The organism is Bradyrhizobium sp. CCBAU 11434 (assembly GCF_028128895.1).
GTDB classification, from domain to species: Bacteria; Pseudomonadota; Alphaproteobacteria; order Rhizobiales; family Xanthobacteraceae; genus Bradyrhizobium; species Bradyrhizobium zhengyangense.
Map to the genome: position 1 here is coordinate 366,326 of NZ_LBJX01000001.1, position 22,576 is coordinate 388,901.

General features: G+C 63.9%; 21 protein-coding genes and 1 pseudogene. 7 read left to right on the forward strand and 15 right to left on the reverse strand.

Features of this window, described 5'->3' with window-relative positions; translation table 11 throughout:
- Nucleotides 1–138: 138 nt before the first annotated feature.
- Entirely contained in the window at nt 139–1,086 is a 948-nt protein-coding gene (locus XI06_RS01715) for a LysR family transcriptional regulator (RefSeq protein WP_271604512.1), read from the reverse strand.
- Between the two features lie 197 nt (nt 1,087–1,283).
- Here XI06_RS01715 and XI06_RS01720 point away from each other — a divergent pair, with 197 nt between their 5' ends.
- The 5 genes and pseudogenes from XI06_RS01720 (at nt 1,284) to XI06_RS01735 (ending at nt 5,322) form a co-directional block, all read left to right on the forward strand.
- The gene (locus tag XI06_RS01720) at nt 1,284–2,258 is read left to right on the forward strand and encodes an MBL fold metallo-hydrolase (protein ID WP_271604513.1); all 975 of its coding nucleotides are present in this window, start codon (nt 1,284–1,286) and stop codon (nt 2,256–2,258) included.
- A gap of 13 nt (nt 2,259–2,271) precedes the next feature.
- Nucleotides 2,272–3,288, forward strand: coding sequence for an alpha/beta hydrolase (locus XI06_RS01725; RefSeq protein WP_271604514.1), 1,017 nt, complete (start codon nt 2,272–2,274; stop codon nt 3,286–3,288).
- A 141-nt stretch (nt 3,289–3,429) separates the two neighbouring features.
- Nucleotides 3,430–3,756: a hypothetical protein gene (locus XI06_RS01730; RefSeq protein WP_237865278.1), complete on the forward strand. Its 327-nt coding sequence runs from the start codon at nt 3,430–3,432 to the stop codon at nt 3,754–3,756.
- A 129-nt stretch (nt 3,757–3,885) separates the two neighbouring features.
- Nucleotides 3,886–4,251 (forward strand): annotated as a pseudogene (locus tag XI06_RS43650) (tetratricopeptide repeat protein); the annotation flags it as partial.
- Nucleotides 4,252–4,311: 60 nt separating this feature from the next.
- Nucleotides 4,312–5,322 (forward strand): glycosyltransferase family 9 protein, encoded by a 1,011-nt coding sequence (locus XI06_RS01735; RefSeq protein WP_442869403.1) that lies wholly within the window; start codon nt 4,312–4,314, stop codon nt 5,320–5,322.
- 100 nt (nt 5,323–5,422) lie between these two features.
- Here the strand turns inward: XI06_RS01735 and XI06_RS01740 are convergent, their stop codons facing one another.
- The 11 genes from XI06_RS01740 to XI06_RS01790 form a co-directional block, all read right to left on the reverse strand.
- On the reverse strand, nt 5,423–6,775 hold the full coding sequence (locus tag XI06_RS01740; RefSeq protein WP_271604516.1) for a carbohydrate porin: 1,353 nt from the start codon (nt 6,773–6,775) through the stop codon (nt 5,423–5,425).
- A 231-nt stretch (nt 6,776–7,006) separates the two neighbouring features.
- Nucleotides 7,007–7,804 (reverse strand): adenylate/guanylate cyclase domain-containing protein, encoded by a 798-nt coding sequence (locus XI06_RS01745; RefSeq protein WP_271604517.1) that lies wholly within the window; start codon nt 7,802–7,804, stop codon nt 7,007–7,009.
- Nucleotides 7,805–7,895: 91 nt separating this feature from the next.
- Nucleotides 7,896–9,101, reverse strand: coding sequence for an adenylate/guanylate cyclase domain-containing protein (locus XI06_RS01750; protein ID WP_271604518.1), 1,206 nt, complete (start codon nt 9,099–9,101; stop codon nt 7,896–7,898).
- A 106-nt stretch (nt 9,102–9,207) separates the two neighbouring features.
- The gene (locus tag XI06_RS01755; protein ID WP_271604519.1) at nt 9,208–9,792 is read right to left on the reverse strand and encodes a HutD/Ves family protein; all 585 of its coding nucleotides are present in this window, start codon (nt 9,790–9,792) and stop codon (nt 9,208–9,210) included.
- A gap of 151 nt (nt 9,793–9,943) precedes the next feature.
- Nucleotides 9,944–10,762 (reverse strand): hypothetical protein, encoded by an 819-nt coding sequence (locus tag XI06_RS01760; RefSeq protein WP_237872769.1) that lies wholly within the window; start codon nt 10,760–10,762, stop codon nt 9,944–9,946.
- Nucleotides 10,763–11,361: 599 nt separating this feature from the next.
- Entirely contained in the window at nt 11,362–12,516 is a 1,155-nt protein-coding gene (locus XI06_RS01765; protein ID WP_271604520.1) for an ABC transporter substrate-binding protein, read from the reverse strand.
- A 25-nt stretch (nt 12,517–12,541) separates the two neighbouring features.
- Nucleotides 12,542–13,375, reverse strand: coding sequence for an amidohydrolase family protein (locus tag XI06_RS01770; protein ID WP_271604521.1), 834 nt, complete (start codon nt 13,373–13,375; stop codon nt 12,542–12,544).
- Nucleotides 13,376–13,395: 20 nt separating this feature from the next.
- Nucleotides 13,396–14,235: a shikimate dehydrogenase gene (locus XI06_RS01775; protein ID WP_237865265.1), complete on the reverse strand. Its 840-nt coding sequence runs from the start codon at nt 14,233–14,235 to the stop codon at nt 13,396–13,398.
- Between the two features lie 203 nt (nt 14,236–14,438).
- The gene (locus tag XI06_RS01780) at nt 14,439–15,284 is read right to left on the reverse strand and encodes an SDR family NAD(P)-dependent oxidoreductase (protein WP_237865264.1); all 846 of its coding nucleotides are present in this window, start codon (nt 15,282–15,284) and stop codon (nt 14,439–14,441) included.
- A 9-nt stretch (nt 15,285–15,293) separates the two neighbouring features.
- A complete protein-coding gene (locus XI06_RS01785) occupies nt 15,294–15,845 on the reverse strand; it encodes a carboxymuconolactone decarboxylase family protein (protein ID WP_237865261.1) in 552 nt (183 codons plus the stop codon).
- Nucleotides 15,823–16,518 (reverse strand): TetR/AcrR family transcriptional regulator, encoded by a 696-nt coding sequence (locus XI06_RS01790; protein ID WP_237865259.1) that lies wholly within the window; start codon nt 16,516–16,518, stop codon nt 15,823–15,825. The genes XI06_RS01785 and XI06_RS01790 overlap by 23 nt, the downstream gene beginning before the upstream one ends.
- Nucleotides 16,519–16,614: 96 nt before the next feature.
- Between XI06_RS01790 and XI06_RS01795 the strand changes: the two genes are divergently transcribed.
- Together XI06_RS01795 and XI06_RS01800 are read left to right on the forward strand one after the other, a co-directional pair.
- Nucleotides 16,615–17,154, forward strand: a complete 540-nt coding sequence (locus tag XI06_RS01795; protein WP_271604522.1) for a VOC family protein — start codon at nt 16,615–16,617, stop codon at nt 17,152–17,154.
- A 101-nt stretch (nt 17,155–17,255) separates the two neighbouring features.
- A complete protein-coding gene (locus XI06_RS01800) occupies nt 17,256–18,068 on the forward strand; it encodes a class I SAM-dependent methyltransferase (protein WP_237865254.1) in 813 nt (270 codons plus the stop codon).
- Nucleotides 18,069–18,099: 31 nt separating this feature from the next.
- Here XI06_RS01800 and XI06_RS01805 read toward each other — a convergent pair whose 3' ends face one another.
- From XI06_RS01805 to XI06_RS01815, 3 genes are all read right to left on the reverse strand, one after another.
- Nucleotides 18,100–19,671: a L,D-transpeptidase gene (locus tag XI06_RS01805; RefSeq protein WP_271604523.1), complete on the reverse strand. Its 1,572-nt coding sequence runs from the start codon at nt 19,669–19,671 to the stop codon at nt 18,100–18,102.
- A gap of 277 nt (nt 19,672–19,948) precedes the next feature.
- Nucleotides 19,949–21,139, reverse strand: a complete 1,191-nt coding sequence (locus tag XI06_RS01810) for a CaiB/BaiF CoA transferase family protein (RefSeq protein ID WP_237865248.1) — start codon at nt 21,137–21,139, stop codon at nt 19,949–19,951.
- A gap of 135 nt (nt 21,140–21,274) precedes the next feature.
- The gene (locus tag XI06_RS01815; protein ID WP_237865246.1) at nt 21,275–22,288 is read right to left on the reverse strand and encodes a fatty acid desaturase; all 1,014 of its coding nucleotides are present in this window, start codon (nt 22,286–22,288) and stop codon (nt 21,275–21,277) included.
- Nucleotides 22,289–22,576: the final 288 nt, after the last annotated feature.

Sequence of the window (22,576 nt, forward strand, 5' to 3'; positions counted from 1 at the left end):
GACCGGCCGATGACACAAGTTGACCGCTTGTCAATGCACGAGTTGCGCAACGTGCTTCTTTATTGCAAGCGAACCGAAGGTAGCGGCTAGGTCGGCTTTGTCAAACGCGGGCTCGGCTCATCCACGCGATTGCAGACATCACGTGGCGGCAGCCGCCTGGTAGAGGCGATCGCGCAACCAGGCGTGACCTGCGTCCTCCTGGTTGCGGGGGTGCCATAGCGCGACGATGCGTGCCGGCGGCAGATCGAGCGGCGGTGGCGCAAGGTCGAGCTCATGGGCAAAGCGCAGCAGAAATCGCCGCGGCAGGGTGCAGATGCAATCGCTGTGCGCGAGGATGATTGGGGCAAGCGCATAGGTCTGGATCGAGACCGCGACGCGCCTGAAACGGCCGAGCGCGGACAGCGCGTCGTCGACCAGGCCTGCGAAACCGCCGCCATCCGCGGAGATCAGCAGATGATCGGATGCGCAAAACGTGTCGAGATCGAGCGTACCTGTGCCGCGCGGGTGGCCCTTGCGCTGCGCGGTCAGGAAGCTGTCCTCGAACAGCGGTCGCTGCATCAGCTCGCCGCTGGTCCCGCCGGGTCCCGTGACCAGGATATCAATCTCACCTCGTTCGAGGCGATCGACGATGTCGGACGTGGGGTGGACAAGGGCAAGCCGCGTGCGGGGAGCCATCGTCGTCAATTGGGCAACGAAACCCGGCGCCAGCGTCACCGCCGGATTCTCGTGAATGGCAACGACAAAGGTTCGCTGGTCGCGCGCGGGATCGAACGCAGCCGGTCCCTCCACCATGCGGCGCAATTTGCCGAGCACCTCCGCAAGCTCCGCCTGTAGCTCCACCGCTCGCGTCGTCGGCACCACGCCCCGCCCCGCCGCCGCAGGCACGAACAGCGGATCGGCGAACACCTGCCGCAATCGGTTGAGCCGGGCCGATAGCGCCGGCTGCCCGATGTTCAGCCGCGACGCCGCACGGGTGACATTGCGCTCGCGCAAGAGCGCCTCCAACGCGAGCAACAGGCCGAGATCGATCTCGGCGAGCTCGGCATCGTCGGCCGACCGGCCCGGACCGCGTTCGACATCCGCCATCGCGGCACCTCCGTTCAAGGCAAACTATCGCGGCCATACGAGCCGCGCTGAGAGAAGTTAAGGCTTTCGCGCGGACATGAAAAGGCAGGCCGCCGGAACGCCCAGATATCACCGGCATCGATTGGACGTATCGGGGCCGCGGCCCTCCCGGCGGCGCAGCCCGGCGCGTACCTCACAGCCACGGCGGCGGGTCCAGGATGTCGGCAATCACGCCGCGTCCGGCGCCGACCGAAGCGGAGGATCTCTCAGTGACGAAGGAGACGAAGACCTATCACGTCGGCGATGCAGTCATCACGCGGATCGACGAACTGTCGCTCGCAGCCTTTCAGTTCGACACGCTCTATCCCGGCGCGGATCCGGACGCGCTGGAGCGCCAGCGGTCGCGGCTCGAGGCCGGCTCGTTCGATGCTGCGACCGGCACGTTCATCCAGAGCATCCACAGCTGGCTGATCAAAACGCCGCGCCACACCATCCTGATCGATACGGCCACCGGCAACGACAAGAACAGGCCCGACATTCCGCCGCTGCATCGGCTCAACGAGCCCTTCCTTGCGCGGCTGGCCGCTGCTGGCGTCAGGCCCGATGACGTCGACCATGTGCTCCTCACCCACGTCCACGCCGATCACGTCGGCTGGAACACGCGCCTCGTCGACGGTTGCTGGACGCCGACGTTCCCCAACGCCACCTACATCTTCTCTCGCGTCGAGCAGGCCTATGGCGAGAGTCTGGCCAATGGTGGGGAGCCAGCGGCCAATCCGGCCTTGGGCCCTGCGCTGCGCAAGCCCGCCGATCGCGTCTATGACGACAGCGTGCGGCCGGTGATCGATGCGGGCCTGGCACGGCTGGTCACAGTTGACGGCGGCGAAGTGCAGGAGGGAATTTCGTTCATCCCGACGCCAGGCCACAGTGTCGACCACGCCTCCATCCGCCTCGTCTCTCGCGGCGAGCAAGCGCTGTTTGCGGGTGATGTGATGCATCACCCGCTCCAGGTCTATGAGCCCTCGCTCAACTCCTGCTTCTGCGAATTCCCTGAAGCCGCGCTCCGCTCGCGCAACGCCGTGCTGGAGGATGCGGCCGAGAGCGGCGCAACCGTCTTCACCACCCATTTCGCGGAGTCCTCCACTGGGCGCATCAGGCGCAGCGGCGAGCGCTTCGCCTGGCAATTCCTCTGATCAAGGGAGACTGATGATGGACCAGACCATTCCCGCACATGGATACAGGCCCGATCTCGTGGTCGAAGATCTCGCTGTCCCGAGCGACACGCCCGGCATTTCGCTTCACCTTCGCAACAAGCGAGCCAGCGCGCAGAAGGCCTTTTCCGCCGAGCGGACCATCCTGATGGTCCATGGCGCAACCTATTCGTCGGCGAGCCTTTTCGACGTGCCGTTCGGTGGCCGCTCCTTCATGGATCATCTCGCCGCGCAGGGCTTTGATGTCTTCGCACTCGACGTGCGCGGCTATGGCGGATCGACCCGGCCGCCGGAAATGGACGCGCCGGCGCAGGACTCCGCGCCGCTCGTTCGCACCAATGTCGCAGTGCGCGACCTCGCCAGCGCGGTCGATTACATCCTTCGGCATCGCGGCATCCCGCGCCTCAATCTCGTCGCCATGTCCTGGGGCGGCTCGGTGGCCGGCGCCTATACTGCTGGCAACAACGACAAGGTCGTGCGGCTCGCGCTGGTCGCGCCGCTGTGGTTGCTGAACACCCCTGCCCCGATCGATTCCGGCGGCGCGCTCGGTGGCTACCGCACGGTCCCCGTGCTCGATTTCAGGGAGCGCTGGCTCGCGGCGGCGCCGGAAGCGGCACGCGCGAGCCTGATCCCGGAAGGCTGGTTCGAGCGCTGGGCGGAAGCCTCGCTCGCGTCAGATCCGCAAGGCAACACCGAGCGCCCCCGTGTGATGCGCGCGGTGAACGGTCCGATCCAGGATATCCGCGATTATTGGAGCGCAGGCAAAACGATCTACGACGCGAACGACATTCGGGTCCCCGTGCTCCTCGTTCACGCCGAATGGGACCGCGACGTGACCATGGCCACGATGCAAAATTTCTTCAGTTCGCTCAAACGGGCGCCATACCGTCGATGGGTGGAAATCGGCGAAGGCACCCACATGGTGCTGCTCGAAAGGAACCGCATGCAGGCATTCGACGCCATCAGTCAGTTCCTGACCGAGCGCGATCCGAATGGAACTCCATCCGCCTGACCCTCGCGGGATCCTGGAATAGCTGGAACCGAGCGGAGGCGAAGAGGGAGGCTCGCATGTTCCGCATCCCCCGCATCAGCGCATCGCGGGGAACGTCAGCAGCTACGCGTCGTTGATCCCTCTCGAAACTGGAGGACAGATATGAGGATCGTTCCAAGCATTGGCGTGATCGCCGCGACGATTGCAATGACTGCGATGGCAACCCCGAGCTTCGCTCAAGGCCCGGGTCCCTGCACAAGCTCAGGCAACAACGCGGTCGGCGCCGAGGGCCCCGCCATGAGCGGCGGTCAGTTGATGGCCGGCGTTGGAAATTGCCGACACCGCCACACGAGGTGGCGCGACAGCTATGGCTACTATCAGGCGCCGGCCCGCACCTATTATGATCGTGGGTATTATGACCGCGGCTACTACGACGGCGGGTATGACGGACCAGGCGTTACGATCGGCGTCGGTCCCGGTCGATGGTAACAACGGAAGTGAGGCCGCCGCGAAGGCGGCCTCTCTCGTTGTGTGAGCCTTTCGGGCAGCGCCAGCCTCGCACCAGCCTGGCACCAGAAAATGCCGCGACGGGACGTCGTCTCCATTTCTGGTCAGCCAATGAACCGCCAAGAGCGCCGGGCCGCGGCCAAACATTCCCCAAAATCCGCGCCGCAAAATCTGCAGATTGCGAAGAGCCTGGAGGCAGCAAAACAGGGCCAATCGCTGTTCAATCTCGGCCGGTTTGCCGAAGCCCTGGAATGCTTCAACGCATTCGAAAAGCTCAATCCCAATGTCGCACCTTTGTATCAAACGCGTGGCCTTTGCCTGCAGCGACTGGGCCGGTTCGCGGAGGCCCAGGCGGACTTAGAGAGATCCATCGCGCTGAACCCTGGCGAGGCGGAAACGCACAAGAATCTCGGCACGCTGCATTCGCGGCTGGGCCGCGTGGAGCAGGCTTTCGCGAGCTTCGATCGCGCACTCGCGCTTCGTCCCAATTTTTCCGCAGCACTCAACGAAAAGGCGCGGGCGCTGTGGAGCCTGCGATTGCTGGATGACGCCTTCGCGACGTTTCACCGATCGCTCGCGGTCGCCCCCGACAATGCGGACACGATCTGGAATCTCGCGCTGCTGCAGATGCTGACCGGAGATTTCGAGCGGGGCTGGCTGGGACGCGAGGCCCGTTGGAAAGCGCCGTCTTTGGGCCTTGCCGAGCGTGGGTTTTCGCAAGCACGCTGGCTGGGCGACCAGCCGCTCGAGGGCAAGACCATCCTGCTGCATGCCGACGAGGCTCTCGGCGACTCCATCCAGTTTGCGCGCTACGCGTCGATGGTAGCTGCGCCCGGGGCTCGCGTCGTCCTGGAGGTCAAGCCTGCAGTCCGGCGGCTACTGGCCGGGATCAGCGGCGTCGCAGATTGTATCGACCGATCGTCGACGCCGTCACGGGCATTCGACCTGCACTGTCCTCTCGGCAGCCTGCCGCTGGCGTTCGGGACGCGCCCGGATACGATTCCGTTCGCGGATGGCTATCTTCCTGCGCCGTCGACGGAGCGCGTGAAGGCGTGGGAGAGCCGGCTTGGCCCCCGCACGCGATTCCGCGTGGGCTTGGTCTGGTCGGGCGACCCGGGTCACAAGAACGATCACAACCGGTCGATCGCGCTACGCGCGCTTGTGCCGCTCTTGGATTGCGACGTCCAGTTCGTCTCCTTGCAGAAAGGCATCCGCGATGAGGACCGCGCCTTCCTTGCCGAATGCTCCAACATTGTCGACCTGACCGAGCAGCTCACCGATTTCAGCGAGACCGCGTCGCTGGTGTCCTGTCTCGACCTGGTGATCTCGGTCGACACCAGCGTCGTTCACCTCGCCGGCGCGCTTGGCGCACCGGTCTGGACGATGCTGCCCTTCAACCCGGATTGGCGCTGGCTGCTCGATCGCGACGATAGCCCGTGGTATCGGTCGATGCGGCTGTTCAGGCAGCCCACCAGAGGCGACTGGGGCAGCGTCGTCGATCGTGTGCGACGTGAACTGGATGGCATGGCCTCGGCGTGGCAGCCATAGCGAGAGCCGTCCACGCTTCTGCCTGCCGGTCCAGCACCAATCTGAGCCAGTGTCCGCCTGATCCGGCAACGTCGGCTCAATGCTCCGGCTCCACCTCGCCTCAGAACCGGACCGCGGTGCGCAGACCCAGCACCCACGCGTTGTCGGTCTTGACACCGGCGGCATTAAACCCGCGCCCGCCAGGATTGATGACGTACTGGGCGTCGAACTTGAGGTTCATCCAGCCGGTTGCCTGCAATCCGTACCAGAGCTCGATCGGAACTTCGTTACCTCCTGCATTCGGTCCGAGGGCTGCCGAGTTCACATGAGTCGTGCCCACCGCGAAGCCAACCTCGTCATCGGGGCGCGAGGCGAACGTTCCACTGTGCTTGACGCCCCAGGAGATCTGGTAGTCCTGGAACGACGTCCGGTGATCGGCCACGGTCGTGTTGAGGAACGTGTACCAGCCCTGCGTTTTGGGACCATCGACGGTCAACCGCTGCAGGATCGACTCATAGACGCCGAAGCGACCACGCTGATCTCCCAGATTTTGATCCGGGACACCACCGGCGCCCGGAATTGTCGCAACGATGCCCGGGAGGCCGCCATCAATCGTCGACGCGCTGTCGTACCAGCCGCCGAATCTCCAGGTCCCGTTCAGGGGACCACTCGGAGTCCAGGTCAACTCCACCGGGACGAGCACACCCGCCGCAGGGCTCGAGACAGGAATGCCGGGCAGGAAGTAGATCGTCGGATCTGACGTCGTCAGATGATTCGGATTGGCGTCGTAGACGCCGACCGAAATCTTCCATTCCTTGGTCAGATTGAAATGGGCCAGGCCGGCCCATTGGCTCACCGGCCAGTTGAAGATGTAGCCACCCAGGATGTTGCCGGGTTGGCCGCCGCAGAAGGTCAGGTTGATAAAATCGCACTCGCCGAAGAAGAAGTCGGAGCCGACGGGGAGACGGCCGCCCTTAAGCTCGAGGCGATCGTCGAGAAGCTTTTGCGAGTAGTAAAGCTCGGTCAGGCGCAGAATGGTGCCGCGGCCAAAGACCTCATTGGTGAGCTGCAGGGCGGGAATGTCAGCCTCGCTATTCAAATTGTTGCCGAAGCGGTCGACCAGCGTGAGGCCGACGGTACCGCCCTGGAGGCCGGCCAGCTTCGCCAGGTCGAATCTTGCCTGAAACGCCAGCTGACCGGCATTGGCGCCGGTGTTTCTGGCTCCGCCCGACAGGTTGGTGACGGCTTCGTCGCCCAGCGTCAGCGCGAGAGAGATGCCCTGCTCCTTCAGCCGCGTCCTGCCGAGATCGCCGAACAGATACGGCCTCGTCCAGAAATCATCGGCCGCAGCATAAGGAACAGGCGGCGCTTTCGTCAGAAGATCGGCCGCATGCGCTTCGCTGCCCAACAGTGACGACAAGACAATCCCCGCGCCGCACAGCCGTGCGGCGCTTGCAAACCTCTCCAACGACATCAGGTACTCCCAGGGTTTTCCGGCTTCTTCTGTTGTTGTGTTTCGTCTCCGCCCCATCGCGACGCCGCCGCGCGCAAACGCGCGCCGCGCGTATGCCGCGGTTCCCCTGGTGAGGATCAATTCGGGTTTGTGTTTATTCCCGGCCGGCGATCATCTGCGTCTTGCAAGGCCCGGCAGACAATCTTACGCGAGAGCGCTTCGGGAAGGACGGCGAGATCGGCCTCGCCTCCTTCAACCCTCCACCCGATAGAGCCGCCACCGCGCCGGCACGCCCTTGAGCTGGTGGCTGCCGTGATCCCGAAGGCGGATCTGGGATTGCGCTGCGAGCAGGTCCTTGACCGCGCTCGAGACCAGCACTTCGCCGGCGCGCGCCTTGGCGGCAACGCGGGTCCCGATGTGGAAGGCGAGACCGACCATCTCGCCGCCGCTGATCGTGTATTCGCCGGCGTGAAGGCCGACCCTGATCTCGAGGCCGAGCGTGCGCACGGCCTTCTGGATCGCAGTCGCGCAATTGATGCCAGCCGCCGGCGCCTTGAAGGTCGCAAGCACGCCGTCGCCGGTCGTCACGACCTCCTTGCCGCGCGACGATTTCAGCTCCTTGCGGACCGCGGCGTAGTAGAGGCCCATGACCTTGGTCCAGCGCGCGTCGCCGAGCTTTGCGGCCTTCGCCGTGGAGCCGACGATGTCGACGATCAGGATCGTGGCGAGCGTCTGCTTGAGCTCGGCGCTGCCGTTGGGAGATCTTCTCCTGACCCCAATGGCGCCACTGAGCGGTTCATAGTCATGGCTGCGCCGCCGTGCGATGGCGGATTTGGTGTAATCCTGGGCGCGCTGCGCCGTGCCGCAGCGGATCGTTTTCTCCTGCGGCAGGTGTGTCCAGTAAACCTTGCGGCCGTTGCCGGCGCCCTGCACTTCGACGGCGCCCCATTTCAGGAACACCGCCGAACCGACCCGCCGCACGCACCACGCCTTCGACGTGTACCCTGATACGTTCGACTGATGCAGGCCGACGCGAAGGAATTTGGGCATGACGATGCGGCTGATGCTGTACTGATGTGGCGAACCCGGAGCGTAATTCGACGCTCGCGCCTTGGCAACAGCGCGCGTCGCGCGGCGCGGTTTACGTCCGCGGCGACGGCTCAAACGCGAAAAGCTCGATCGGATCGCTGAAGCCGCGCACAGCATGCTTGCCGACCCGCTCCAGCTCAAACTCGCGAGCGACCAGCTCGGCGAAGTCGCGCGATAGCAGCACTGGCTTGCCGACCTGCTTGGTGAGCGCCTCGAGGCGCGAGGCCATGTTGACGGCGGGGCCGATCACGGTGAAGTCGAGCCGGCTTGATGACCCGATATTGCCGTACATGACGTCGCCGACATGGACGCCGATGCCATAGTTGAGCGGCGCGCGGCCCGTGCCGTTGTTGCGCGTGTTGAGCGCAGCCATCGCCTTCCGGGCCTCGGTAACGGCGCGCAACAGATTGGCGCATGCGTTGGGCTGGCTGAGCGGGAAGATCGCGAGCAGGCCGTCGCCGATGAATTTCAGGATCTCGCCGCCATGCCGCGCGATCGGGTCGGACATCGCGTCGAAATAATCGTTGAGGAGATCGATGACGTCGTCGCGCGGCCAATTGTCGGAGATCTTCGTGAAATCCCTGAGATCGCAGATCATGATCGCGGCGCGCACCGTCGTGCCGGTGCCGCGGCGGGTGGCGCCGGCCAGGATGAGCTCGCCGGCATGGGAGCCCACATAGGTCTCCAGCAGCGTGCGCGCCAGGCGGTTCTTGATGCGGATTTCGCTGACCAGCGCCAGCACCGGCAGCAGCTTCTTCAGCGCGACGATATGCGCAGCGTCGAATCCGCCGGGCCGATCAGTTGCGAACGTGACCAGATGGCGCTTGCCGAGCGTGTGGTAGAGCGGCCAGGCGACATAGTCGGTGAGGCCCCTCGCCCGCATCTCGTCATAGAGCGCGTGCTTGCGGCCAAGCGCGGGATCCTGCTCCAGATTCTCACGCACTTCAGTGGCGCCGTTCTGCATTTCGTTGGCAGGACTGCCGATATATTCGGACCGCTCCCGTACATCGAAATCAACCCGCGCAATCTCGGCCTCGCGCATGCCGTCGGCCCACATGAAACGCGCCCCCAACCATTGCGGGTGCTGGATCAGCACGTGAAGCGTCGACCGCTTCAGCGGAATGCCCGTTTGCTGGATGCGGTTGCACATCTCGGCAAAAATGTTGTCGATGAAGCGCTCGTTGTGCGTCCCCGTGGTCAGCCAATCGACGACACCGTCGGATAGTGTTGTAGCGGGAACCTTGTCTGGCGCGTTCATATCCTGGCCTTCAGCGGCGGTCTTTATGCCCGCACATATCGTGTTCCGGATCGGCTGCGTCAACCTAGCCAGTTGCACGGATTGTGCGCATTCGCACGACCGCCGCCTAGCTGACGAGCCGAATCGATGCCAGTACCGCGAGTCCCGAAACGAGCGTCAGCCTGGACGCCTCGGTCAGTTCGATTTTCAGCGTGCTGCCGCCGGAAACGAGAAATTCCTCGCACTTGAGTTGAATGTCACAATCGCGAGATAGCGCGTATACCAGATGCGTGCCGGCGGGCAATGGCCGCTCGCCGGGCTCCTTCAGCGCCACCAGCTCGATCTCCGCCGCACCGCGCCGCGCCATCAGGTTGACGACCTCGACCGGGCCGGCCTCGAGCTCGGTCACGATCTCCATCTCGCCGGTGAAGCGGACGGTCGTGAACGGCTCGCGCTCGTCGAGCTCCTGCCCCCCGGCTTTCAGCACCAGCCCGCGCCCGCCGATCACCATCTGCAAGCGATCGATATCAGGCATGTGCGAGAACGGCCCGGGCGCAACGATCGGCGTGGACGCAAAGCGCCACAGCAGGCTGTCCCAGTTCTTCACCACCGTGCCGGGCCGATGCGCATCCGCGATATCGGTAAAGACGCCGCCGCCGTTCTTCCAGGGCGCACGGGTGTAGTCTTCGGCATTCAGCAGCGTGGTTTTCATAAAACAGCATCCGGAATCAACGGGCTCATCATGCCCGCGATCGGCCGGCGCTGCTAGCGGTGGCGATGCAATCCGATCCTGGGGCCGGCTGCCAGGCCACGTCGCGGCCGGCCTTACAAATTGCAGGCAGCAGTCGCGCGACCTCGACCCGTCACTTGGCAGATTTTCCCTGCAAAGGAACTCTCAGCACAGCCGGGGCTCCAGGCTGGCTGCACGTTGCCGACAACCACTGGTCCGTTTGCAACACGTCAATCTCCCACTGACGCAGCTTGATTTCGCATGAGGCGGTCAACTCTGTCGACGGATAGACAATGGCTTTCGTCGTAATTACGAGCTTATGGTTAGCCTTGGCAGCCGCCAGGAAGTCGTCCCATTGGACGAAATTGCCCCGCGGATCGCATTTCTTGTCGCCCTCCCCGCAATCAACCTCCCACGCGGCGAACAACGTCTCGTGACTGACGGCCGAGGCTGCGTTGACCGGAAACGGACGAGCCTCGCTGTCGCGCTTGAATTCCAGCGCGCCATCCTTGAGATCTGAGCTACCGAACTCATACCATCTGTGTTCGACGGTACGGTCGCCGAACGTCATCGTTATGTATTCACGGCGCACAATTGCGTTGTGACCCACATCCCCCTCGTTGGAATAGGCCATGGTCGCAATGAGCGCGAGATTGTTGTCCTGGCTGCGATAGTTCTTGCCGAGCTTTTCGACCGTCGTCAGAACAATCTGATCGGAAGGAAACAGCTGAACCACCGCGCCACGGGCAAAATTGAAAACCTGCCAAAGGACACCGCCCAGCGAGAGCATAAACGCGACAAGGGCGATGATCTCCGTCTTGCGGCCGACCCGCAAGCCCAGAACGTCCCAAGTCAGATCGGGTTCGGCCGACGTATCGGCGACGGCCGCGGGAATCGCTTCCTGCCGTTTCTGCCCGGCAAGCTGCGCCTCCGCCTTCTGCTGCTTGCACATCTCGACCTTCACTTTGCGGGCGACGGCGTCGATGGCGGCTCGCGCGGTGGCGCCATGGGAGGTGGAGCCGGCAATTGCAGCTGAACCGGCTGCTCACCTGGCGGAGGACGCGGAATTGGAGGCTCGCGTGGTGCCGGTGCTTTCGGAGCTGGAGGCTCGCGCGGTGCCGGGGCCTGCTGCACCGTACGCAGAAAATCGAAGAATCCACTTAACTTCAGAATATCCGGTGCAACTTGAGAAGCTCCGGGCGCTCGATTCACAGGCGCAAGATCCGAACCAAGTTTATCGAGTGACCTCAACGCCGGTCCGTTCTCATAAGGCCGAGCATCTGCATGCAGAGGAGGACAGACTGCAAGCATAAAGAGTATTGCAATGTTGCCACGCCTTGCCATGGCACACTCCTGAAATAAAGTTATCGCAAAAATAAGCTTTCCGCGGCCAATCTGCTGCCGCTACCAGAGGATGCACCAAAGAAAAACACCGCGCAAGGGAATTGCGCGGTCCACTAGGACAGGAAAGCAGGCCTGTCGCAACGAAGGGATGAAGCGGGTTGTGCCGTCGGCGGAGTCATCCGACGGCACGTCTTGCCTACGCGCCCTTCATTCGCTCTTGCTGCCATTCAGCTTCGGCAGCGTCTCCACGATCTTCTGCTTGCCGTCGACGATCTCGGCGAGGAAGCTGGCGCGGTCGATGTCGCCGTTCTGGTCCCAGCTGGCTTCCATCAGCATGCCCGGTGCCTTGTCAGGCGTCAGCGTCAGGCCCTTCATCGCCGCGCCAAAGGCCTTGCTGTCGAACTTGCCGATCCTCTCGGTGACATATTTGACGAGATAGACCGCGGTGTAGCCCTTGATCCCGTTGTGATCGGGGCGGTACTTGAAGCGGTCGCTGAACTTCTTGGTGAACTCCTCGATTGCCGGAATCGGAGCGTCGGCGCTGAGGCCGACATGACCGCGCACGCCGTTGGCGGCGGAGCCGGCGAGCTCGACCACCTTCTGGCTGAGCAGCGTGGTTTCGCCGAACAGCGGCGTCGACAGGCCTTGCCGCTTCGCCTCGATCAGGAAGCGCGCGCTCTCCTCCTCGTTGGTGTAGATGAAGGCGGCATCGGCCTTGGCGCCCTTGAGCTTGATGACATCGGAGCCGAAATCGACCTGGCCCTGCTCGGTGGAGATATCGGCCGCAATCTCGATGTTGCGTGCCTTCATCTCCTTCACGAAATTGTCGTGGCCGCCCTTACCGAAATCATTGTTGACCCAGAGCACCGCGACGCTTTTCACGTTCAGCTTGTCGTGCAGATAATTGGCGATCTTCGGCATCGAGAATTGCTGGCCGAAGGCGGTGCGGAAAATCCAGGGGTTGCCCTGCGTGGTGATGTCGGCAGCCTCGGCGCCGACGATCTGAGGGATTTCGGCTTGTTGCGTCAGCGCCATGTTGACCTTGACCGAACCGGAATAGATCGGCCCGAGCACGACATAGGGATCCTTGTCCAAAACCTTCTGCACCTGCGCGCGCGAGATGCCGGGGTTGCTCTGGGTGTCCAGATGCTCGGTCTGAATCTTGCGACCCAGGATGCCACCGGCGGCATTGATCTCGTCAACTGCGAGCAGGACGCCGTCACGCCAGTTGGTGCCCGAGACGGCGCCGGGGCCGGAGAGCTCGATGACGTCGGGGATGTAGACGGTGTTCTGCGCACGGGCTGCGCCCGTGGTGAGCGATGCTGCCAAGGCGATGGCGAGCGTGCCTGCAAGATGCCTCATGATGTCCTCCCCGTTGCTTTCCTTGTTATGATCCATCGAAGCCGAGCAGTTTCGCCGGCGTTCGCCATAGCAGGCGCTGCTGGTCGCCCGTGTCAGGAAACAGCGATGTCAGCACCGCGAGCAGCGGCCCGTAGTCGAGCCTTTCGGCTGCGCGCAGGAACGGATAGTCCGAGCCCCAGACGCAGCGATCAAGCGTGAAGGCCTCGACAAGCGCTGCAATGAACGGCCAGGTGTCCTTATACGGATGCGGCTGTTGCGAGAATTTGTAATAGCCTGACAGTTTGATGTGCGCGTTACGCTCGCGGCCGATCGCAAGCAGGGCCTGAAAGGTCTTGCCTTTGACACCCCGGCCGACCGAGGGTCGGCCACAATGGTCGAACACCAGACGCACTGGCGATTTGTCGATGAGGGGCAGCAGATCAAGCAGCTGATCGTTCTCGACCTGGATCTGGAGGAACAGACCGAGGCTTACCAGCTTCTCCAGCAGCGGCGCGGTGTTGCGATAATAGTCGGCGCCGTGAAACGGCACGTTGTAGGCAACGCCGATGACGCCGGCGGCTTTCAAGCGTTCGAGCTCGCGGATGTCGACGTCGTTCTCGACCACGGCGACGCCCCTGAAGCGGCCGCCGCCCTGCCTCAAGGTGTCGAGCAGGATGCGGCTGTCGCTGCCGTAGCCGGTGTTGGTGGCGACGACCAGCGCATGGCGAACATCAAATGCGTCGAAAACACGGATGAGTTGCGCGGCCGGCGCGATCTCCTGCCCGCTTGGGCGGTACGGCGTATCGGCGCCATAGGGAAAACGGACGGGATCGATGGCGTGGATGTGACAGTCGATCTTGGGGCCCGCCGGCAATGTCATGGCACAAAGCTTCCCGCGGTTCAGAACGTGGCCTCGATCGCCTTGATCAGCTCGGGCGTGACGTCAGGCATCACGCCGAACCAGGCCTTGAAGGCGAGCCGCGCCTGGTTGAGCAGCAGGCCGAGCCCGTTCACGGTGACGCAGCCGCGCGCGCGGGCCCCGGCCAGGAACGGCGTCTCCAGCGGCGTGTAGATGAGATCGGCAGTGAGCGTTGCCGGGTTCAGCCGCGACAGATCGATCTCGAGCGCGCTCTTGCCGACCATGCCGCGATCAGTGCAGTTGACCAGCAGCGCGACATCGCCGAGCGCGGCTGCGCGATCGTCCCATGCCACGGTGCTGACGGCGGAACCGAACTCCTTCGCAATCGCCTCCGCCTTCTCCGCGGTGCGGTTGGCGATCCGGATCTCGCGTGCGTCGTTCTCCAGCAGCGCCACGACAACCGCGCGCGAGGCGCCGCCTGCGCCGAGCAACAGGATCGGGCCGGCATCGCCGCGCCAGTCTGCTTTCGCGTCGCGCAGGCTCTGCACAAAACCATTGCCGTCATTGTTGAAGCCGGACAGTGTGCCGTCTGCCTCGACCACGATGGTGTTGACGGCGCCGATGCGCCTGGCGGTCTCGTTGACTCGAGCGAGCTGCGCCATCGCCGTCTGCTTGTGCGGCATGGTGACGTTGCAACCGCGGAATCCGAGCGCGACGAGGCCGCGAAGCGCATCCGCGAGCCGCTCCGGCTTGACCGCGAGCGGCACATAGGAACCGCGGATGCCGTGCGCCTTCAGCCAGTAATTGTGAATGACCGGGGAGCGCGAATGCGCGACCGGCATGCCGATGACGCCAGCCAAGCCAAAACCATCCTGCGACATGCTGCGCTTCCCGTCCCTGATCGCGTCTTTAGCGCACGACCATGCTATTTGGTCATTTGTACAAGACAATTAGAGGGAATGGCTAGCGGGCGCAATGTGAATCTAGGGGGCGGGAAGACCAGCTGATGGAGCAGAGGCGCGTCAAATCTCACCGTCGTCCTAGCGAAAGCCAGGACGACATCGGAGAGGCATCGCGCCTTGCCTTACATCCCGCTCAAGCCGCTATCCACCGCCAGCGTCTGTGCGGTGACATAAACGCTCTCATCCGACAGGAAGAACAGCACGGCGTAGGCGATCTCCCAGGCGGTCGCTTGCCGTCCGAAGGGAACATGCCCCTTGCCGCGGTTGGGGCGGCCGGCCCCGGCTTCGCGGCCGTTGGGCGTGTCGACGAGGCCGGGATAGACGAGATTGGCGCGGATGCCACGGCGCGCACCAAGATGGGCGATGTTGCGCATCAGACCGCCGAGCGCGGCTTTGGAGGAATCATACACCGCCATCTGCGATCCCGCCTTCAGCGCGGCGATCGAGGAGATGAAGACGATGGCGCCGCCGCTGTCGAATATTGGCAGCGCGGCGCGACAGCACAGCATGGGGCCGCGGACATTGACGTCGAAGATCCTGTTCCACTCTTCCGGGCTGACATTGTCGAGGCCGGTCTTGCCGAAGGTGCCGATGTTCAGCACCATGCCGTCAAGACCGCCCATGGCGCGGCGGGCTTCGGCAATCATGCGCCGGACGTCGGCTTCAGAGGTGACGTCGGCCGCAATGGCAAAACCCTCGCCGCCTTCGTCGGTGATACGCTTGACGGTTTGCTGCGCCGAGGCGTGGTTGAGATCGGCGACTGCGACCTTCGCGCCTTCGCGGGCACAAAGAATGCTCATGGCGCGGCCATTGCCGATCGGATCGGTGGCGGCATCGAACACGCGCTGGCCACCGCCGACGATCAGGACGCGGCGGCCCTTGAGGCGTCCCCTGCCGGGCGCTTCGCCCAATGACTCCGGACTCGGCGGGCGGACGTAGCGCTCCGGCTTGCTCTCCGTGTCCGCCATCTCAGCCGCCTATGTCTTGCCGCCGTCATAGACCTTCATGCCGGCGGCAGGATCGAGGTCGGTTTCGGTCGCCTCGGTGACGCGGGCCATCATCATGTAGAAGCCGATCGCGACGATGGATTCCACGATCTCCTGGTCGCTGAAATGTCTTCGCGCAGCGATGAAGATCGCGTCAGGCACGCGGACGTTCTCGACGACCTCGCGACCGAACTTGAGCAGCGCGCGCTCGGCCTCATTCAGCGCCGCAGAATCGTAATCGCCGCGCTCGACCGCGTCGACCTGCGATTGCGTGCAGCCGACGCCGAGCGCGATCGGCACGTGCTGGCGCCATTCATAGGCGCCGCCTTCGAGCTGCGCGGCCTGCAAGATCAAAAGCTCGCGGTTGACCGCGCTGAGCTTCTGCTTGTGAAGAATCGAATTGCCGAGCCGCATCGCCGGAATCATGTTGGCCTCGGCATGGGCCATCATGCGGAAGATGTTGAGCTTGACCGGCATGCGGTCGAACGAGGCGCGGATATCGCCGCTCGTCGTCTCCGGATCAATCAGGGGCAGCCTTGCCACGCGTCTCTCCCTTGGTTCTTTTTCTCTTGTTGTCGTCGTCGCCCGCCGCAATCAGCGACAGAAAGAAGGCGAGATAGCGGTCGATCGCCTCGATCACCTTCGGCCGTGGCGAGGGTGCCGCGCCCATCACGTAATGCTCGAGCCTGATGTAAATGAGGCCGGCCGCGAACAGCCGGGCCGTTTCGCGCGGGTCCGGTGTCGAGACGAGGCCCGCCAACGCGAAGCCGCGAAAAAAATCCGTCATCAGGCGCTGCTCGCGCGCGTAGAACTGATCGGCGAACTTGGCGCGGATGCCGGGCACGCGGTTGCGCTCGGCGGTGATGACCTTCTGGAATTGGTGCTCGCGCGGATCGGACCATTGCTCGACCAGGTCAAGCGCGAACTGGCGGCAGAATGCGGCGGGCTGGCGCGCGAGCTGCTTGTAGCGCGGCTCTTCCAGCCGGCTCGCGGAACTGGCCGGACCGTGCTCGCTGACGATCGCTTCCAGGATCGCGGCCTTGCCGGAGAAATGATTGTAGAGGCTGCTCTCGCGGACGCCGACGCGACGGGCCAATTCGCGCATCGAGGCGCCGCCATAGCCGCTCTGCGCAAACAGGTTGAGCGCCTCGTTGAGGATGCGCTCACGGGTGGTGGGCGCAGCCACTTCCGCCGCGCTCGGGGGGTGAACAGCCATGACGGATTGACTAACGAACGATCGTTCGTTAGTCAATCCGGAGACGTCAACTCCGCGCGGGATCGAGACGCGGAGAGCAATCAAGGGAGCGCGGGCATGAGCCGCATCTTCGGCGCCGTGCGCCAGAATGGATATGTGGTGCGGGACATCCAGGCCGCGATGACGCACTGGATCAAGGTGATGGGCGTCGGCCCCTGGTACTACATCGACCGTGTCACGACCGACTGGTTCCGCTATCGCGGCCAGGATTCCGCGGTCGAGATGAGCATCGCACTCGCCAATTCCGGCGATCTCCAGATCGAACTGATCCAGCAGCGCAACGACGCGCCCTCGCTTTACAAGGAATTTCTGGACGCCGGCCACGAGGGCCTCCAGCACATGTCCTATTGGAGCCACGATTACCAGGCGCTCTACGACAAGGCGATCGGGCTCTGCTACAAGATCGGTCACGAGGGTCAGATCGGCGGCGACAAGGGTCGCTTTGCCTATTTCGACACCGAGGCCCATCCGGGCACGATCATCGAGATCTCCGATATCAGCGGCACCAAGGGGCCGTTTTTCGACAAGGTCAGACAGGCGGCGATGAATTGGGACGGCTCGCGACCGATCCGCGAGGTCGGCGGCGCGAGATCATAGCTCCCGTTTGCCGCGCCGCACGTGAGGACAGGCACACCGTTGCCGGACCGACGATGCATGGTAACATAACGCCTCCCGGCCCGGAGCTCAGCGAGGCAAGCATGTCTGCAACTGACAAGGTTTTCGCCGGCTCAGTCCCAAAGCTTTACGACGAATATCTGGTCCCGCTGATCTTCTCCGTCTACGCCGACGACCTTGCCAGGCGCATCGCTGCGCTATCGCCCTCGGACCTGCTCGAGATCGCGGCGGGCACCGGCGCGGTCACACGGGCCGTGGCGGCGTTGCTGCCTTCAGGCGTCCGCTATGTCGCGACCGACCTCAACGAGCCGATGCTCGCGGTTGCCAGGCAGAGTCAGAATGACGATCCCCGCATGACCTGGCGTCAGGCGGATGCACTGACGTTGCCCTTCGACGATGCGGCGTTCGACGTGGTCTGCTGCCAGTTCGGCGCGATGTTCTTTCCGGATCGCAGCAAGGGCTACGCCGAGACGAGGCGGGTGTTGAAGCCTGGCGGCACGTATCTGTTCAACGTGTGGGACCGTATCGCGGACAATGTGTTCGCCGATGACGCGACCGCCACGCTCGGCAAGGTGTTCCCCGACGATCCGCCACTGTTCATGGCGCGGACGCCGCACGGCTATCACGACAAGGCCGTCATCAAGGCCGATCTCGAGCGTGCAGGCTTCAGGGACATATCGATCGAAACCAAGACAGCGATGAGCCGTGCGCCCTCCGCCGAATATGTCGCGATCGCGTATTGCCAGGGAACGCCGCTGCGCGGCGAGATCGAGGCCAGGGATGCGAGCAAGCTCGAGGCCGCGACCGATGCCGTCGCCGAGGCGATCCGGAAACGCCATGGCTCGGGACCGGTCGAAGCGAAGATTCAGGCGCTCGTGATCACGGCCCGGCCGTGATGGCCGGAGCAGCTATGCTCCAGCCCTGCCCTTACCAAAAACTCCGCTGCATCGGCATCGGCTGTGCCGGCTGATAATACTGGTACTGGCCGGCGCGGCGGCGCGGATTGACCGGCTGCGGATTGGGATCGCGCTGCCCAAAGAAGAAGAAGCCGTTGCCGCCGAAGCCACCGCCCCAGCCATCGTCGCTGGCCATTTCCACCGACGGCGCGGTCGGCTTGCGGGTGATGAAGCCGCCTTGCGGATGATTGCTCAGGACCGCGACGAACTCGGTGCGATAGTTGGTCTCGGCGCTCAAGGGCTCGTCCGAGATGATGATCGAGGAACGCGGCAACGCGGTCGGCGCGATGCGATCCCACACCTCCTGCGGGATGGTGATGCGGTCAAGCGCGTCCTTGGCGGTGTCGCCCTCGTCGATGCTGACAACGCTCCAGCGCAGACCCGTATCGTTCTTCGCCATCGCCGTGAAGATATGCGTGCCGAGCGGCTGGTCGGGATTGCGGATGGTGACGGGAACCTCGATGCTGGTGTCGAACACCTCGCCGCCGCCATCCGGCGCGGGCTTGTGGGTGTTGCGCCGTACATAGAGCTTCTGCGTGGCACGGCTGATGTAGACCGAGACAGGCTCCAGCGCGAGCTTGGCATCTAGCGCAGCCTTCACAGCCTCGACCTTTTTGGCCGCGGCGACCTTGGCCGCGTCCTTGGTCGCGGCAACCGCGTCGCGCTTGGGCTGCGCGGCGGCCTTGGCGGCGTCGAGCTGGGTTGCGGCATCAGCGGCCTTGGCCGCCACCTTCTGTTTCAGCTCGTCGGCCTTTGCCTTGGCCTGATCGTTCTTGGCATTGGCAACCAGCTTGTCGGCATAGGTGTTCTCGGCGTCGGCGCGAGCCTTCTGCTGCTCGAGCTTGCGCAGCGTTGCCGGGAGCGATTGCGCTTCCTTCGCCGCTGCAGCCGCAGCCTTCTTGGCTTCGTCCGCAGCCCTGATGGCCTCCTCGGCCTCGGCAGAAAGCTTGCCGATACGACCAGGCGCTGCCGCGATGGCCTCCTTGCTCGGTATGAACAGCGAGGGATGCGAGAAATCGACCGGAGCGGCATCGTTCGGCGAGATGATCACCCGCATGCCGATGCTGGTCTTGTCGAACAGGCTCTCGGCAAAGTTGAAGGGCATGCGCACGCAGCCGTGCGAGGCCGCGTAGCCGGGCAGCGGTCCGCCGTGCAGCGCGATCCCGTTCCAGGTGATGCGCTGCATGTTCGGCATCCAGGCATCGTCATACATGGAGGAGTGGTGGTCCTTGTCCTTCTCGATGACGGCGAAGACGCCGGCGGGCGTCTCGCGGCCGGTCGTGCCGGTCGAGACCGGCGCGCGCAGGATCCAGCCCTCGGAATCGTAGAACGTCACCTGCTGGCTCTTGATCGAGACGATCGCCATGATCGGCTCGCCCGCTTCGCGCGGCGCCACCGCCTCGGCGGTCTGGCGCGGCTGCTTGGCGGCAAAGGCTTCGCTCGGGGCGGCCAGGGCAAGTGCCGCCGCGAACATCACAATTCCGGGAGTCCCCCAACGCCGCATCACCCGATTGGATTGCGCCGTCGTCATCAGGTCTTTCATGCCATTCCCCGGTTGCCTGTCCGCACTTGCATCGATGATCCGTCAGATTGCGATCTTTGGATTAAGAATTCGCAGCCACCATCTGTTCCGTTTCCGGCATTATTCGGTCCGTTCCAGCGGCGAAACTCTCTTATACGAGGGTCCGTGCGGGCGAAAGGGCGGTCGGCGGCCAAGGCTGGCCCGGGGCTGGCGATGGCGGGACGGCCGCGAAGCAATGTTCGCCCATGGAGGCAGCCTGGCCGGATGTGACCAGAATCACAGAAATGGCGCGCCCGCTTTACGGCGCACCGACGGCCTTGTTCGCCACGAGCAATTCGATTTCGGCGTCGCTCAACCCGGCCTCGCGCAACACTTCACGCGAATGCTCGCCAAGCCGCGGCGCCATACGATGGATGCCGGCCGGGCTCGCGGAGAATTTTGTCGCAGGGCGCGCCTGGCGAATGCGACCTTCCGTCGGGTGATCGATATCGGCAAACAAGCCGACGGCTTCAAGATGCGGCTGCTCGCCGATCTCGGTCAGCTTGGCGAAAGCAGTGTGCGGCACGTCGAGCCGCAGCAAAAGCTCCTCCCACTCCGCGGTGGTGCGGGTCGGCCCGATCTCGCTCATGCGATCGTAGACCTTGTCGATGTTCTGGGAGCGCAGCACGGGATCGCGCACGCCGAGCTCCTCGATCAGCTCGGGGCGGCCGACGGCCTCGAAGAAGGCGCACCAATTATCGCCCGAATAGGGCAGCATCGTCAGCCAGCCGTCCTTCGTCTTCACCGGGCGCCGGTTCTTCATGCGCTTGTAGCCGGTCGGGCCGATCGGCGGATCGAACGCATGCCCGCCCAGCATCTCGATGCTGTTGAAGCCTGCGATCGTCTCCAGCATCGGCACCTCGACCATCTGCCCCTGCCCGGTGCGCTCGCGGCGAAACAGCGCCGCGGACACCGCGCCGACCATCGCCATCGCGCAGATCTTGTCGCCGATCAGGCTCGGGACGAATTGCGGCTCATCGTCAGATCCGATCGACGATGCGAGGCCCGAGGCCGCCTGGATGATCTCGTCGAAGGCCGGGCGCGCGGCCCACGGGCCGTCCTGGCCGAAGCCGGTCGCGGCGGCATAGACCAGCCGCGGATTGAGCTTTGCGCAGTCCCCATAACCGAAGCCAAGCCGGGCCATCGCGGCCGGGCGGACATTGGTGACGAGCGCGTCGACCGTCGGGATCAGCTTGGCCAGCACCGCCTTGCCATCAGGATGTTTCAGGTCGAGCGCGAGGCTGCGCTTGTTGCGGTTGACCGCCATGAACTGGCCGCTCATGCCACGGTTCCGGAACAGGCCGGTGTAGCGCCAGGTGTCGCCGGCGAGCGGCTCGATCTTGATGACATCGGCGCCCCAGTCGCCGAGCATTTGCGCGGCATAGGGACCGAACAGCACGCTCGTCAGATCGAGAACGCGGATACCGCTGAGAGGGCCTGATGGTGCCATCGTCGCTTCGCTGTGGTTGGAGGACGCATCGCTCGCGATGCCGGCGAGGCAGACGATACATTGATTGTCGGGCGTGAGATGTAGCGCAGGATTCAGATGCGTATGCGCAAGCCGCAGCCGTTGCGTTTTACCGGCTCACCTGGCGCGCCGAGCCCACGCCTCTCCGAAAGAGACCAGCTGCAACCGCTCCTCGTCCCACAGGGCCAGCCGCATGGACCGCAGACTTGGGAGCAGGGTCACCCGTCCGACACCCGCGAGTTGCGGATACTCCCGCAACACTTCGGGCAATCGGTAGCAGGGAATCCGGCTGCACAGGTGATGGATGTGGTGGATGCCGATATTCGCCGTGAACCATCGCAGGACCGCCGGCAAGTGGTAATGGGAGCTACCATGCAATGCAGCTTCGTGAAAACTCCAGCCTTCGTCATGGGACCAGTACGTATGCTCGAACTGATGCTGGACGTAGAACAGCCAGACACCGATCGACGCCGCCAGAATCAGAATGGGCAGATGCACAAGCAGGAAAGGCCCATAGCCCACCAACCGCACCGCCGTAGCGACGAGAACCGCGATGGCGGCATTTGTGCCCATCGTACTCAGCCAGGGTCTCCAGCCGCCACGCATTCTCCCTACCGGCCATCGATGCTTCAGGATGAAGAGATAGGCGGGACCGACGCCAAACATCACCAGGGGATGCCGATAGAGACGATATAGCAGCCGACGCCCGCGCGGCTGCGCGAGAAACTCACCCACGGTCAATGTGTCGATGTCGCCCAGTCCCCTGTGGTCGAGATTGCCGGAGTTCGCATGATGGCATGCATGGCTGTATCGCCAATAATCGTAAGGCGTCAGGGTCACAACACCGAGAGTTCGGCCAACCCAATCGTTCACGACCCGGCTGCGAAAGAACGAGCCATGTCCGCAATCGTGCTGGATCATGAAGAGGCGCACGAGCAAGCCAGCCGCGGGCGCCTCCAGCAGCAGGCCAGGCCAATAACCGTGACTAAAAGCACCCTGGATCAGAGCCCAGATGAGCAGGAACGGCACAGCCGTGATCACCAGTTCAAAAACCGCACGCGTGCTGTCGGGTTCGCGATAACGGGCGAGCAATTGTGGCAGTGCGCGGATTTCCGGCAATGTTGGGCTCATATCTGATTTGCTTCCGAACATGCCCGCACAAGCCGATAAGGTTCTCGCGCACGGACGCCTCCGCCAGCGGCTCCGGGGTCGCGCCCCACGTACTTCCATATTGATCAGTGCGCGGATGCTTTGCTGAGCAATATTGCACAGTCCAGGATCCAGCGATCCCATCCGAACATCCCGGGCCGCGCGGCTCACCGCGATCGGAGGCGGCCCAGCGCTCGCTCCGGCCATCAGGCAATTGCCGCATATGAGCAATATTGAACAGTGGCCGACATGGGAGCGCGGCATGCTCAC